Origin of the sequence: Streptomyces sp. NBC_00670 (assembly GCF_036226765.1) — a bacterium.
GTDB lineage: Bacteria > Actinomycetota > Actinomycetes > Streptomycetales > Streptomycetaceae > Streptomyces.
The window spans coordinates 4,969,094-4,982,634 of the sequence record NZ_CP109017.1 but is presented as its reverse complement, the minus strand read 5'-3'; the positions used below and the strand labels follow the sequence as shown (position 1 = coordinate 4,982,634).

12 protein-coding genes are annotated in these 13,541 nt (G+C 73.5%); 9 read left to right on the top strand and 3 right to left on the bottom strand.

Annotation, left to right across the window (positions count from 1 at the left end; genetic code table 11):
- The first annotated feature begins 11 nt into the window (after positions 1–11).
- A complete protein-coding gene (locus OIE12_RS22260) occupies positions 12–431 on the top strand; it encodes a cupin domain-containing protein (RefSeq protein WP_329137999.1) in 420 nt (139 codons plus the stop codon).
- Between the two features lie 258 nt (positions 432–689).
- A complete protein-coding gene (locus tag OIE12_RS22255; RefSeq protein WP_329137997.1) occupies positions 690–2,543 on the top strand; it encodes a beta-ketoacyl-[acyl-carrier-protein] synthase family protein in 1,854 nt (617 codons plus the stop codon).
- A gap of 265 nt (positions 2,544–2,808) precedes the next feature.
- Here OIE12_RS22255 and ku read toward each other — a convergent pair whose 3' ends face one another.
- On the bottom strand, positions 2,809–3,753 hold the full coding sequence (gene ku, locus OIE12_RS22250; protein ID WP_443053885.1) for a non-homologous end joining protein Ku: 945 nt from the start codon (positions 3,751–3,753) through the stop codon (positions 2,809–2,811).
- Positions 3,754–3,839: 86 nt separating this feature from the next.
- Here ku and ligD point away from each other — a divergent pair, with 86 nt between their 5' ends.
- On the top strand, positions 3,840–4,724 hold the full coding sequence (gene ligD / locus OIE12_RS22245) for a non-homologous end-joining DNA ligase (RefSeq protein ID WP_329137993.1): 885 nt from the start codon (positions 3,840–3,842) through the stop codon (positions 4,722–4,724).
- Positions 4,725–4,787: 63 nt separating this feature from the next.
- Here the strand turns inward: ligD and OIE12_RS22240 are convergent, their stop codons facing one another.
- Positions 4,788–5,612 (bottom strand): nuclease-related domain-containing protein, encoded by an 825-nt coding sequence (locus OIE12_RS22240; RefSeq protein WP_329142136.1) that lies wholly within the window; start codon positions 5,610–5,612, stop codon positions 4,788–4,790.
- A gap of 247 nt (positions 5,613–5,859) precedes the next feature.
- Between OIE12_RS22240 and OIE12_RS22235 the strand changes: the two genes are divergently transcribed.
- The 6 genes from OIE12_RS22235 (at position 5,860) to OIE12_RS22210 (ending at position 12,175) form a co-directional block, all read left to right on the top strand.
- Positions 5,860–7,242 (top strand): FtsW/RodA/SpoVE family cell cycle protein, encoded by a 1,383-nt coding sequence (locus OIE12_RS22235; RefSeq protein WP_329137991.1) that lies wholly within the window; start codon positions 5,860–5,862, stop codon positions 7,240–7,242.
- Positions 7,239–8,723: a penicillin-binding transpeptidase domain-containing protein gene (locus tag OIE12_RS22230; protein WP_329137989.1), complete on the top strand. Its 1,485-nt coding sequence runs from the start codon at positions 7,239–7,241 to the stop codon at positions 8,721–8,723. Before OIE12_RS22235 ends, OIE12_RS22230 begins: the two co-directional genes overlap by 4 nt.
- A 194-nt stretch (positions 8,724–8,917) precedes the next feature.
- Positions 8,918–9,847, top strand: a complete 930-nt coding sequence (locus tag OIE12_RS22225) for an AurF N-oxygenase family protein (protein WP_329137987.1) — start codon at positions 8,918–8,920, stop codon at positions 9,845–9,847.
- Positions 9,848–9,920: 73 nt separating this feature from the next.
- Positions 9,921–10,661: a TetR/AcrR family transcriptional regulator gene (locus OIE12_RS22220; RefSeq protein ID WP_329137985.1), complete on the top strand. Its 741-nt coding sequence runs from the start codon at positions 9,921–9,923 to the stop codon at positions 10,659–10,661.
- Positions 10,662–10,696: 35 nt separating this feature from the next.
- Positions 10,697–11,041, top strand: coding sequence for a hypothetical protein (locus OIE12_RS22215; RefSeq protein WP_329137983.1), 345 nt, complete (start codon positions 10,697–10,699; stop codon positions 11,039–11,041).
- A 102-nt stretch (positions 11,042–11,143) separates the two neighbouring features.
- Positions 11,144–12,175 (top strand): C40 family peptidase, encoded by a 1,032-nt coding sequence (locus OIE12_RS22210; protein WP_329137981.1) that lies wholly within the window; start codon positions 11,144–11,146, stop codon positions 12,173–12,175.
- A gap of 102 nt (positions 12,176–12,277) precedes the next feature.
- Here OIE12_RS22210 and OIE12_RS22205 read toward each other — a convergent pair whose 3' ends face one another.
- Positions 12,278–13,531 carry a styrene monooxygenase/indole monooxygenase family protein gene (locus OIE12_RS22205; protein WP_329137979.1) on the bottom strand — a complete coding sequence of 418 codons (1,254 nt, stop codon included), beginning with the start codon at positions 13,529–13,531 and terminating at the stop codon, positions 12,278–12,280.
- Positions 13,532–13,541: the final 10 nt, after the last annotated feature.

Sequence of the window (13,541 nt, the reverse complement as noted above, 5' to 3'; positions counted from 1 at the left end):
GAGGAACGCCGATGCCGCCGACGCCCGAGGCGCACGAGACGGACCCCGGCCCGGCCCCCGTGCCGAGCCTGCTGTGCGACGTCCAGGCCCTCGCCGCGCAGCCGTCCGCCCCGGCGGGCGCGCTGTGGCGGCTCGCCGAGTCCGGGCGCCAGCTCGACGCCAACCTCGTGCACCTGCCGCCGGACCAGGGAGTCGACACCCACATGGAGCCGGATCTCGACGTGCTGCTCCTCGTCGTCGCGGGCGGCGGCCGACTGGAGTCCCCCGGGGGCGGGGGCACCGTCGTACCGCTCGCGGAGGGCGCCCTGTGCTGGCTGCCGCACGGCTCGACCCGCCGCCTCGCCGCCGGCCCGGACGGGCTGTCCTACGTCACCGTCCACCGCCGCCGCCCGGGCATGCGGATCAAGTCACGTCCGCCCGAGGCGCGTTGACGGAGGGTGACGGGAGTCGACAGTCACGGGCGGTCTGTCAAGATCCGTTTTGTCATGGATTGTGAGATCTGGCACACCGTTCACGCCACCCGTGCGTGAACTTGGCTGGAAAGCGCCAGAGTTGGGCGCGTGGCGGCCTCGTACGGAAGACGGAGCGGTCCTGGCGGACGGGCACACTGCGAAGGAGGGTACCCGGCAGGGCGGTTCCCCCTGCCGGCCACCACCCACGCCACAGGAAGCAGCCTCCCCATGCACGACATGCACGACGCAGCTCGCCGTCCGGTCCGCACCGCCGCCTCCGACACCCCCGGCTCCTCCGACACCCCCGGCTCCCCGTACGTCCCCCACGTCCCCTACTTCCAGCCGCACACCGTGACCACCGGCGAGGTCGTCCCCGGTGACCTGCTCGCCCTGTCCGGGCGGGACGTGGCCGCCGACCGCTGGTTCGTGGTGACGCACACCGTGCCGGAGTCCCCGGAGACCATCCGCGTCACCCTCCGCCCGCCGCTCGGCGGCACGGACCGCGAGGAGTTGCTCGCCCGCTCCGGCGACGTCATCGTCGCCTGCCGGCGCATGGACGTCAGCCGCATCCCCCTGGTCACCTCCAGCGATCTGGACGCCGTCGGCTTCCGGGACGGCGACCGGGTCACCACGCTGCGGGTGGTGGACCCGCGCGCCGAGGAGGAGACGTACGTACGCCGCTGGGGCGGCTGGTACCGGGACCTGGAGAACCGTTCCGAACAGCCGCTCTCCGACGACGAGTTGCGCGAGCTGGCCGCCGGGGCCGCCCGCACCGACCGGCTCGTACGGCACCACCCGCGCCCCCGGCGGTCGGCGGGCGGGGTCGTGCCGCGCCGGGTCGTGGTCACCGGACTCGGGGCGATCACGCCACTCGGCGTCGGGGTGGCCGAGCTGTGGCAGGGGCTGCTCGACGGGCGGTGCGGCATACGCGAGTTGGAGGGTGAGGAGTTCGCGGGGCTGCCGGTGCGCATCGCCGGGACCGTCCCCGTGGACCCGGCGGCCCTGCTGCCGCGCACACAGGCCCGGCGGATGAACCGGGCCGCACAGTTCGCGGTGCTCGCGGCGCGGGAGGCCTGGCGGGACGCCGGGTTCGACGTCGCCGGCACGGTGGAGAGCGGGCTCGACCCGGAGCGGGTCGGGGTGTCGGTCGGGGCGATCCTCGGGGACGCGTCCGTCCTCGTCGGTGGCGACCGCAGGCTGCGGGAGAAGGGGCCGCGCGCGGTGTCGCCGCTGACCACACCGATGTGCGTGCCCTCGCAGGCCGCCTCCCAGGTGTCGCTGGCGCTGCGGATCACCGGCGAGGCGCGCACGGTGACCAGCGCGTGCGCGTCCGGCACGGAGGCGATCGGACAGGCGATCGACCGGATCCGGTACGGGCATGTCGACGCGGTGCTCGCCGGGGGTGCGGAGGCGGTGGTGACGCCGGCGATCATGGCGTCGTTCGCGTCGATGCGGGCGCTGTCCACGCACGGGCTGGAGGAGGGGACCTCGCCGTCGCGGCCGTTCGCCAAGGACCGCAACGGGTTCGTGAACGGGGAGGGAGCCGGGTTCCTGCTCCTGGAGGCGGAGGAGCACGCGCGGGCGCGGGGGGCGCGGATCTACTGCGAGGCGGCGGGCTGGGGGCTGTCGGCGGACGCCCACCACATGGCGGCGCCGGATCCCTCCGGGAGCGGGGTGGCGGTGGCGTTGCGGCGGGCGTTGCGGGATGCGGGGGCGCACGCGGTGGATGTCGTGCATGTGAACGCGCATGCGACGGGGACGGTGGAGGGGGATCTCGCGGAGGCGGAGGCGGTGCGAGGTGTTCTGGGCGGGGTGGTGCCGGTGACTGCCGTCAAGGGTGCCGTGGGGCACTTGCAGGGGGCCGCGGGTGGGGTGGAGGCGGTGGTGACGGTGTTGACGTTGGCGGAGGGGGTGATTCCGCCGACTGTGGGCTGTGAGGTGGTGGACGGGGCGGTGGAGCTGGATGTGGTGCGGGGCGCTCCGCGGGAGGTTGGGGGGCCGGGGGGTGGTGTCGCGTTGAGCAACTCGTTCGGGTTCGGGGGGCACAACGCGGTGTTGGCCTTGCGGAGGTGGGGTGCGGGGGGCTTCTGAGGTGGGGGGTTCGCCCGGGGGGTGCGGGGGTGGGTTCGCCCGGGAGTTTTTTCGCCCCCGCCGCCCCTGCCCTTCCCTTCCTTTCAAGGGGCTCCGCCCCTTGGACCCCGGGGGTGCGTGGTCGGGTGCGGGTGGGTGGGGACTTCTCGCGCCCGCGCGGCGGTAGCCGCACATGGACACAGTCCCGCGCCCCTTACAGGGGCACGGTTACTGCTCGCGCACCCCGCGGCGGAGCCGCAGATCCAGCACAGCCCCGCGCCCCTCATCACGCGGAGCGTTTGCGGGGGGTGGTTTTCTTCGTTGCGGGTTTCTTGGTGGTTGCTGACTTCTTCGCTGCCGCAGGCTTCTTCGCCGCCGTTGTCTTCTTCGCCGGGGTCTTCTTCTTCGGGAGGTTTCTGACCTCCGCGTGTTCCTCCTCGTCCCCGGCAGGTTCCGCGCGGGACTGCTGTGCCGCGCGGACGCTGCTCTCCAGCGCTGCCATCAGGTCCAGGACCTTGCCGCTGCGGGCCGGACCCGGGGTTTCCCGGGGCTCTCCGCCGGAGACCTTCGCGGCGATGAGTTCCTCGACCGCTTCCCGGTAGTCGTCGTGGAGGTCGTTCAGGTCGACCTCGCCCAGCGTGTCCATCAGAGCGTCCGCGAGGTCGAGTTCCTTGTCGCGGACGGTGACGTTCGCGTCCGGGGCGACGCCCTCCGGGGCGCGGATCTCGTCGGGCCAGAGCAGGCCGTGCATGGCGATCACGTCGTCCACCACCCGGAGCATGCCGAGCCGCTCCCGCCCCCGCAGCGCGTACTTCGCGATGGCGACCCGGTTGCTCCGCTTCAGCGCCTCGCGCAGGAGCGTGTACGGCTTCGCGGCCGGGACGCCGTTGGCGCCGAGGTAGTAGGCCGCGCCCATCTGGAGCGGGTCGATGCGGTCGGCCGGGACGAAGGCGACGATCTCGATGGTCCGGGTCGTCGGGATCGGCAGCTGGGCCAGGTCCTCGTCCGTGATCGGGACGATCGAACCGTCCGCGTCCTCGTACCCCTTGCCGATCTCGGAGGAGGTGACCTCGCGGTCCTCCAGCTCGCAGACCTTGCGGTAGCGGATGCGGCCGCCGTCCTCCGTGTGGATCTGGCGGAAGGAGACGGAGTGGCTCTCGGTGGCGTTCACCAGCTTGATCGGGATGCTGACCAGGCCGAACGAGATGGCGCCGTTCCATATGGATCTCACGTACAGCACCCTTCCGAGTCGAGTACGGCGGCGGTATGCGGACGGTGTACAGACGTTATGCCCCGGTTTCGTGGGATTGTCATCGTATGACGCCGATGACAGAGGTGGAGGGGCGGCGGCTCGCGCTCAGCAATCTGGAGAAGGTGCTGCACCCGGCGACCGGCTTCACCAAGGGCGAGCTGCTGCACTACTACGCCACCACCGCCGAGGCCCTGCTCCCCCATCTGCGCGACCGCCCGCTGTCCTTCCTGCGGTATCCGGACGGGCCGGACGGCCAGCTGTTCTTCGTCAAGAGCGTGCCGCCGGGGACGCCCGAGTGGGTCACCACGGCCGAGGTGCCGCGTTCGGAGGGGCCGGCACGGCAGGTCGTCGTACAGGACCTGCCGTCGCTGATGTGGGCGGCGAACCAGGTGACCGAGTTCCACACCCCGCAGTGGCGGGCCCAGGCGCCGGGCGAGGCGGACCGGCTGGTCCTCGATCTGGACCCGGGAGCTCCGGCGACGGTCGTGGAGTGCTGCGAGGTCGCGCTGTGGCTGCGCGAGCGGCTGGCGGCGGACGGGGTCACGGCGTACGCGAAGACCTCCGGGTCCAAGGGGCTGCATCTGCTGGCGGCGATCGCGCCGGTGCCGTCCGAACGGGCGACGGAGTACGCCAAACGGCTCGCGGTGGAGGCGGAGAAGGCCATGCCGGAGCTGGTCCTGCACCGGATGACCCGCAGCCTGCGGCCGGGGAAGGTGTTCGTGGACTGGAGCCAGAACGCGGCGAAGAAGACCACGGCCGCCCCCTACACCCTGCGGGCCCGCCGCGAGCCGCTGGTCTCGACGCCGGTGACCTGGGAGGAGGTCGCCGAGTGCGGGGCGCCGGAGCGGCTCGCCTTCCGGGCCGCGGACCTGGCGCCGCGGCTGCGGGACTACGGGGATCTGATGGCGCCCCTGTGCGAGGCGGAGGGGACGGCACCGGAACTGCCGTGAGCCTCGGGTCCCTCGGGCCCCTCGGAGCCACGGGTCCCTCGGAGCCACGGGTCTCTCGGGCCCTCAGAGGCGTGCCCAGGTGTGGCGGTCGCGGGCCAGGGCGTACAGGGACTCCGCGTCCGCCGGTTTCAGGACGCCGCCCAGGTGGGCGAGGGTGCCGGACAGGTCCGTGGCGTGCAGGACGCGCAGGCCGTCGCGGGGCGGGGCGGTGACCTCCAGCCGCGCCGGGGCGACGACGGCGAGGAGCGGGGTGACCTCGGCCGTCAGGGCGTACGCGGCACGGCGGGCGTCGGCGCGCAGACGGCGCAGCAGGGGCTCCGCCTCGCGGCGGCCCGTGGTGACCATGGGGTCGGCGACCAGGACGCGCTGCCGGTGGGCGGGGAGCGCGTGGATACAGAGGAGGCCGCCGGGGCCGATGGCCAGGTGGTGGATGCGGTCGCCGCCGGGGAGCGGGAGGGAGTGCAGGACGTGCCAGCCGGCGCCGTCCAGGGCGTCCAGGGTGTCGCCGACCGTCTGCTCGGCGGTGAGGGCGTGGCGGCGGGGGTCGGGGCGGAGGCGGGCGACGGCGGGGTGGCGGTGGCGGGCGGGGGTGCGGTCCAGGGCGACGAGGAGGGCCTCGCCGGGGCGGTTGGGGGCGAGGTCGTCGTCGGGGTGGAGGGCGAGGCGGGCGAGGTCCGCGGGGGTGGGGACGGGGGGCGGGCCGACGGTGACGGGGCCGGTGAGGAAGGGGGCGAGGGTTTCCAGGACGGCGTCCTGGAGGGCGGTGTCGAGGAGGTTGACGCGGGAGGTGTCCCGGTCGTACCAGGCGAGGGTGGTGCCGTCGGGGTGGTGGACGTAGAGGCGGTCGTGGGTGTGGTGGCGGGACGGCGTGACGCGGAGTTGGGTCATACGGGTGCTCACCCCCTCGTTCCATGGGAACAGGGGGTGCGGGGTGGGGGCAAGGTGGGGGGTTCGGCCGGGTTTTCTCGCCCCCGCCGCCCCTACCCTTCCCGTCCCTTCAAGGGGCTCCGCCCCTTCGACCCCGTTGGGTGCGTTGCCGGGTGCGGGTGGGTGGGGACTTCTCGCGCAGTTCCCCGCGCCCCTTTGGGGGCGCGCCCCTTACCCTCCATCCTATTCATGCCGGTATGTTGCGAATATGCGGCGGACCGGATGGCGTGGGGTCGAGGTCTTGCTCATTTCGCTTGCCGTGGTGCTGTCCGTGTGCGGGTACTGCGCGGTGGGGCTCGCGCGGCACGGTGCCGTGCCGCCGGGGGCGGCCGGGTACGGGGCCGGGCTGGCCGTCCTCGCGCTGCTCGCGCATCTCGCCGTGCGGTTCCGGGCGCCGCTCGCGGACCCCGTGCTGCTGCCCATCGCCGTGCTGCTGAACGGGCTCGGGCTGGTGCTGATCTACCGGCTGGACCTGGAGACGCCGGGTGACGCCGCCGCGCCGACCCAGCTCAACTGGTCCACCCTCGGCGTCGCGCTGTTCATCGTGGTGGTCGTCGTGCTGGACGACCACCGGGTGCTGCAGCGGTACGCGTACGTGAGCGTCGTCGGGGCGCTCGCCCTGCTGACCGTGCCGATCTTCTTCCCGGCGGTGAACGGCGCCCGGATCTGGGTGCGGATCGCCGGGTTCTCGTTGCAGCCGGGCGAGTTCGCGAAGGTGCTCCTTGCGGTGTTCTTCGCCGGGTATCTCGCCGCCAACGGGCACGCGCTGGCGTACGCCGGGCGCCGGCTGTGGCGGTTGCAGTTCCCCACCGGGCGGGTGCTCGGGCCGGTCGTGGCGATCTGGCTGCTCAGCGTGGGGGTCCTGGTGCTGGAGCGGGACCTCGGCACCTCGCTGCTGTTCTTCGGGCTGTTCGTCGTCCTGCTGTACGTCGCCACCGGGCGCACCGGCTGGGTGGCCGTCGGGCTGCTGCTGGCGGTGGCCGGTGCGCTGGCGGTGGGGCGGCTGGAGCCGCATGTGCACGGGCGGGTGGAGGACTGGCTGCACCCCTTCGCCTCCATCGAGGCGGGCCAGGGCCCCAACCAGCTCGCCCAGTCGCTGTTCGCGTTCGCCGCGGGCGGGCTGCTCGGCACCGGCCTCGGCGCCGGTCACTCGATCCTCATCGGCTTCGCCGCCAAGTCGGACTTCATCCTGGCCACGGCCGGGGAGGAGCTGGGCCTTGCGGGGCTGGTCGCGGTGTTCGGGCTGTACGCGCTGCTGGTGGAGCGCGGCTACCGGGCCGGGCTCGCGCTGCGCGACCCGTTCGGCCGGCTGCTGGCCGTGGGGCTCGCCTCGATCCTGGCGTTGCAGGTGTTCGTGATCGCGGGCGGGGTGACGGGGCTGATCCCGCTCACCGGGATGGCGATGCCGTTCCTGGCGCAGGGCGGGTCGTCGCTGGTCACCAACTGGATCATCGTCGCGCTGCTGATCCGGCTCAGTGACTCCGCCCGGCGCGACGAGAGCGAGGCGGGCGCCGCGCCCGGCGGCAGGACACCGGCCTCCCAGCACAGCCCCGCGGCCTCCCCCGACAAAGACGGAACGGCGGCCCCATGACCCGGTACATCCGCCGCGCCGCGCTGCTGTGCGCGCTGCTGCTGGTGGCGCTGCTCGTCAACGTGGTGCGCGTGCAGCTCGTACGGTCCGACGACTACGCCGGCAACCCCGCCAACCGCCGCACCGACATCGCCCGTTGGGGGCAGCCGCGCGGTGACGTCCTGGTCGGCGGCGACCCGGTGACCGGCTCGCGCGACACCGGCGGGATGTTCCGGTACGCGCGGACGTACACCGACGGCCCGCTGTACGCCCCGGTCACCGGCTTCGCCTCGCAGGTGTACGGCACCACGCTGCTGGAGCACGCCCAGGACGGGCTGCTCGCCGGCACGGACCCGGGGCTCGCCGCGCTCCCCCTCCTGCACGGCCTCACCCGCGCCCGCTCCACCGGCGGCACGGTGGTGACGACGATCGACCCGGACGCCCAGCGCGCGGCCTACGAAGGACTGGCCGGGCGGCACGGGGCGGTGGCGGCCCTCGACCCGGTGACGGGGCGGATCCTGGCGCTGGTGTCGGTGCCGTCGTACGACCCGGGTGAGCTGTCGGGCACGGGGGACGCCTCGGCACGGGCCTGGCGGCGGCTGGGCGGCGACCCGGACCGGCCGATGCTGAACCGGGCGATCGACCAGACCTATCCCCCGGGCTCCACGTTCAAGGTGGTCACGGCCGCGGCGGCCCTCGACACCGGTGTGGTCGACGATCTGGACGCCGAGACGGCCTCCCCGGACCCGTACACGCTGCCCGGCACCCGGACCCGGCTGACCAACGAGGTGGACGGCTGCGCGGACGCCTCCGTGCGGTACGCCTTCGAGTGGTCCTGCAACACGGTGTTCGCCAAGCTCGGCGTGCGGGTCGGGGTGGAGGCGATGGCACGTACGGCGGCCTCCTTCGGGTTCAACGACGCGGGGCTGCGGGTGCCGTTCCCGGTGGCACGGTCCACGTTCGCCGTGAAGCAGGACCGGGCGCAGCTGGCGCTGTCGTCGATCGGGCAGTACGACACCCGGGCCACCCCGCTGCAGATGGCGATGATCGCCTCGGCGGTGGCGGGCGACGGCACGGTCCCGGTGCCGTATCTCGTGGAGCGGACCACGACCGCGGCCGGCACCACCCTGTCCGCCACCCGGCCGCGCAGCCTGCACCGGGCGATGCGGCAGCGGACGGCCGAGCGGCTGCGGGAGCTGATGACGGGCGTGGTGGAGGAGGGCACCGGCACCAACGCGGCGATTCCCGGGGCGGTCGTGGGCGGCAAGACGGGCACCGCGCAGCACGGCGTGGGCAACGCGGGGACGCCGTACGCCTGGTTCATCTCCTGGGCGCGGGGCGAGGACGCGCCGGCCCCGGCGGTGGCGGTCGCGGTGGTGGTGGAGGATGCGGGGGCGCGGGGCGAGATCAGCGGGGGCGGGGACGCGGCGCCGATCGCCCGTGCGGTGATGGAGGCGGTGCTCGCCGACAAGGCGGCGGACGCGCGCCGACAGTCGCCGTAGCGCTCACCCGCCGGGGAGTGTGCGAAGTACGTGGGAAGTGGGACGCGGGGGATTGACGTCCTTGCTGACAAGCAGTCTCATAAGAGTCGGGCCGTAGGTAACCACCGGTAACCCAAGTCCGGGTGCCCGCTGGGCGGCGACACGAACTCCATACGCACGTACGCAGGTACGCACGTACGACGAGGTGGGAACGCATGACGACCGTGACGGAGGCCGAGGTGCTGCGCGACGCGCTCGGCCTGCTCAAGGACCGGGAGCAGGTGGCGAAGCGGCTGCTCGACTCCTCCGCCAAGCACTCCTTCGATCCCGACAAGGAGCTGGACTGGGAGGCCCCCTTCGAGGAGGGCAAGTGGTTCTGGCCGCCGGAGCTGGTGTCGCTGTACGGCACCCCGCTGTGGAAGCGGATGAGCGAGGAGCAGCGCATCCTGCTCTCCCAGCACGAAGCGGCGGCGCTCGCCTCGCTCGGCATCTGGTTCGAGATCATCCTGATGCAGCTGCTCTGCCGCCACATCTACGACAAGGCGGCGACGAGCGCGCACGTGCGGTACGCGCTCACCGAGATCGAGGACGAGTGCCGGCACTCCAAGATGTTCGCCCGGCTGATCTCGCGCGGCGGCACCCCCTGGTACCCGGTGAGCCGGACCCACCAGAACCTGGGCCGGCTGTTCAAGACGATCTCCACCACACCCGGCTCCTTCACCGCGACCCTGCTCGGCGAGGAGGTCCTCGACTGGATGCAGCGGCTGACCTTCCCCGACGAGCGCGTGCAGCCGCTGATCCGCGGGGTCACGCGGATCCACGTCGTGGAGGAGGCGCGGCACGTGCGGTACGCCCGCGAGGAGCTGCGCCGGCAGATGATGACCGCGCCGCGCTGGTCGCAGGAGTTCACCCGGGTCACCTCCGGCGAGTTCGCCCGGGTCTTCTCCGTCGCCTTCGTCAACCCCGAGGTGTACACCAACGTGGGCCTGGACCGGCGCGAGGCGATGGCGCAGGTGAAGGCGAGCGGCCACCGCAAGGAGGTCATGCAGACGGGCTCCAAGCGGCTGACGGACTTCCTGGACGACATCGGCGTCCTGCGCGGCGCCGGCCGCCGGCTGTGGAAGTCGTCGGGACTGCTGGCGTAGGCCTGACGGGTGTCGCGGAAGGCCGTGAAGGGCGGACGGGAGGTGCCCGGCCGCCCCGCGTTACGCTCGGGCCATGACCTCCGAGGCCGCTCCGACGACCCGTGCGCCGCGCGCGTACCGCCGGCTCAGTGTCGAGGAGCGGCGCAGCCAGCTGCTCACCGCCGCGCTCTCGCTGTTCGCGCACCGGGTGCCCGAGGACGTCTCGCTGGACGACGTGGCCGAGGCGGCCGGGGTCTCGCGGCCGCTGGTCTACCGCTACTTCCCCGGCGGCAAGCAGCAGCTGTACGAGGCCGCGCTGCGCTCGGCCGCCGAGGAGCTGGAGCACTGCTTCGCCGAGCCGCCCGTGGGCCCGCTCACCGAGCGGCTGGGCCGCGCCCTGGACCGCTACCTGGCCTTCGTGGACGGCCACGACGCCGGATTCAGCGCGCTGCTCCAGGGCGGCAGCGTCGTGGAGACCTCGCGCACGACGGCGATCGTCGACGGGGTGCGCCGGGTCGCCGCCGAGCACATCCTGAACCACCTCGAAGCCCCCGGGCCGAGTCCCCGGCTGCGGATGACGGTCCGCATGTGGATCACCTCGGTGGAGGCGGCCTCCCTCATCTGGCTCGACGAGGGCAAGCGGCCGTCGGCCGGGGAACTGCGCGACTGGCTGGTCGAGCAGTTCATGGCGTGCCTGGTCACCGCCGCCGGGCGCGACGAGGCGACCGCCGCGGTGGTGCGGCGGGCGCTGGCGATGGAGAGCGCCGAGGGCCCGGTCGGGGCGCTGGCCCGCCGGATGGCTCCGGTCCTCGCCGACGCGGCGCACCTGCTGTAGGGCTCGTCCGGGCGGAGACGGGTGAGACTGGTGGGGTGAAGAGCGCAGACACCCCCTTCGTGGGCGGCCCGCTGGACGGGCGCGTCCTGCCCGTGCTGCTGGGCCTGACCGGGCACCCCCCGAAGACCTACCGGGTCCCGGTCCCGGACGCCGCGGGCGGCCCGCCGACGGTGCTGGTCTACCGGCGGGTCCAGTACGGGCGCGGCCGGACGGGGCTGAGCCAGAGGTGGCGGTACGAGTTCGACGCCGAGGGCGACAGCGGGGGGCGCGGGCCGCGTTGGCCATGGTCGAACCCCGGGCCGACGGCGTCCCGTACGCCGCCGGGCGCCTCCGCGCCGGACGCCACGCCGGGGGACGGCGGGGACCGCTCCGAAGGGTGACCCGGCTGCTCCGATGCGACCACCCGGGAGGCGCCCGGGTCGCGGTCACATGATCCTGCCGGTGCGCGGGCGGAGGGGCCGTCCGCCTCCGGAGGTGATGACGTGTCAGGACGCCTGCTCCGTCTGGTCTGCACGGCGGCGGTGACCGCCTCGGTCGTACTGGCGCCGACCCGCGCGGCGGCCGACCCCGCACCGGAGGAACGGCCGCTGTCCGAGCTCCTGACCGACCTCTCGGAGCTGTACCGGGGCGCCGAGCAGGCCACCGAGACGTACAACGCCACCGCCGAGAAACTCGCCCGGCAGCGCACGGAGTCGGCGAAGCTGGACGGCGAGCTCGCCGCTGCCCGGCGCTCTCTCGACGACGGCCGCGGGGCGGCGGGACGGCTCGCCCGGCAGCAGTACCAGGGCGTCTCCGGCCTCTCCCCCTACGTACGGCTGCTGCTCGCCCGCGATCCGCAGCGGTTCCTCGACCAGGCGCACGTGGTCGGCCGGCTCGCGCGCGAGCGGGCCGAGACGGTGACCCGGCTGTCCGGCGGGGCCCGTCGCGCCGACGCCCTCGCGCATGCCGCGCGGCGCGCGCTGAACCGGCAGCAGACCCTCGCCGACCAGCGGCGGAAGGACCGCGACACCGTCCGCACGAAACTCGGTGCCGTCGAGAAGCTCCTCGCCTCGCTGAGCCCGGAGCGGCTCGCGGAGGTGACCCGGCTGGAGCAGGAGCGGACGGCCGCCGCGCAGAACGAGCTGCTCACCTCCGGGGCGGTGGGCGACGACGGGCGGCCGTCGTCGGCCGCGGGGGCGGAGGCGCTGCGGTACGCCGTCGACCAGATCGGCAAGCCATACCGGTGGGGGGCGGCGGGGCCGTCGTCGTACGACTGCTCGGGGCTGACGTCGGAGGCGTGGCGGGCGGCGGGCCACCCCATCCCCCGCACGAGCCAGTCCCAGTGGGCCGACCTCCCCCACGTACCGCTGACCGCGCTGCGCCCCGGGGACCTGGTCCTCTACCACCCCGACGCGACACATGTGGCGCTGTACGCGGGCCACGGCATGGTGGTACAGGCCCCCCGCCCCGGCGCGACGATCACCATGACCCCCTTGGCCACGGCCCCGGTACTGGGCGCGGTCCGCCCCGCGTGACCGCACACCGGGGTAACCGTCACGGCAGCCGGCCAGGGGCGCGGGGAACTGCGCGACCAGCCACGACGCACCCGCACCCGCCAACGAACCCCTCCCCGGGGGTCACCCCCCGGCCACAGACCCCAGGTACGCCGCCGTCTTCTCCGGCTCGTAGAAGAAGTTCTCGAAGTCCGCCGGGTCATTGAACCCGTTGGCGAACCGGTCCGCGACCGGCGCCGACTCCCCCGCCGCACCGATCAGACCCAACACATGCTCCGGCGGCGGAGCGAGCATCGCGTTCGTCCACTTCGTCACATGCCGCGCGGTCGCCCAGTACCGCTCGAACACCCCCCGCATCCACTCCTCGTCGAACGGCTCCTCCCCCCGCTCCACTATCGACTCCAGATAGGACGCCGCACACTTGGACGCCGAGTTCGACCCCTGCCCCGTGATGGGGTCGTTGGCGACGACCACGTCGGCGACCCCCAGCACCAGCCCTCCGGACGGCAGCACCCCCACCGGATTCCGCACGGTCGGCGCATACCGCCCCGCCAACGTACCCCCCGCGTCCGTCAGTTCGACCTTCGTCGCCCGCGCGTACTCCCACGGCGTGTACCGCTCCATCAACTCCAGCGTCAGCGAGAGGTGTTCGGACGGGTCCTTGACCCCTTGGAAGACGTCGAGCGGCCCACCGGGTATGCCCTCCCAGAACAGGATGTCGGCGCGCCCGGACGTCGTGTACGTCGGCATCACGAACAGCTCGCCCACCCCGGGCACGAGGTTGCAGCGCACGGCGTCGTAGTCCGGGTGCTCGGGGCGCGGCCCGAGCCCGTGCACATAGGCGACGGCGAGGGCGCGCTGCGGCTCGCGGTAGGGGGAGCGGGCGGCGTCGCGGCCGAACATCGACACCAGTTCGCCCTTGCCGGCCGCGACGAGGACGAGGTCGTACGTGCGGGAGAAGTAGTCGAGGTCGCCGACGGCCGCCCCGTGGATGACGAGCTGGCCGCCGCGCTGCGCGAAGGTCTCCATCCAGCCGGCCATCTTCACCCGCTGGTCGACGGACTGGGCGTGGCCGTCGAGCCGGCCGACCCAGTCGATGGCGCGCTGGGCGGGCCCGCTGTCGTAGGAGCCGGGGGCGGCGACGGAGACGCCGAGCCCTTCGATGCGCGGGGCCTGGGACTCCCAGAAGTTGAGCCCCAGATCGCGCTCGTGCTGGAGCGCGGTGTGGAACATGCACTGCGTCGACATGACCCGCCCGGAGCGGATCTCGTCCGCGGTCCGGTTGGACATGAGGGTGACCTCGTATCCGTGCGACTGGAGGCCGAGGGCGAGCTGGAGCCCGGACTGACCGGCTCCGACGACGAGTATCTTCCGCATGCGGCTGCTG

Bases quoted from the DNA above. Each gene is read 5' to 3' on its own strand.
- OIE12_RS22225 (WP_329137987.1), top strand. From the start codon at position 8,918: ATGACGACCGTGACGGAGGCCGAGGTGCTGCGCGACGCGCTCGGCCTG.
- OIE12_RS22255 (WP_329137997.1), top strand. From the start codon at position 690: ATGCACGACGCAGCTCGCCGTCCGGTCCGCACCGCCGCCTCCGACACC.
- OIE12_RS22230 (WP_329137989.1), top strand. From the start codon at position 7,239: ATGACCCGGTACATCCGCCGCGCCGCGCTGCTGTGCGCGCTGCTGCTG.
- OIE12_RS22240 (WP_329142136.1), bottom strand. From the start codon at position 5,612: ATGACCCAACTCCGCGTCACGCCGTCCCGCCACCACACCCACGACCGC.
- OIE12_RS22260 (WP_329137999.1), top strand. From the start codon at position 12: ATGCCGCCGACGCCCGAGGCGCACGAGACGGACCCCGGCCCGGCCCCC.
- OIE12_RS22235 (WP_329137991.1), top strand. From the start codon at position 5,860: ATGCGGCGGACCGGATGGCGTGGGGTCGAGGTCTTGCTCATTTCGCTT.
- ligD (WP_329137993.1), top strand. From the start codon at position 3,840: ATGACGCCGATGACAGAGGTGGAGGGGCGGCGGCTCGCGCTCAGCAAT.
- OIE12_RS22205 (WP_329137979.1), bottom strand. From the start codon at position 13,531: ATGCGGAAGATACTCGTCGTCGGAGCCGGTCAGTCCGGGCTCCAGCTC.
- OIE12_RS22220 (WP_329137985.1), top strand. From the start codon at position 9,921: ATGACCTCCGAGGCCGCTCCGACGACCCGTGCGCCGCGCGCGTACCGC.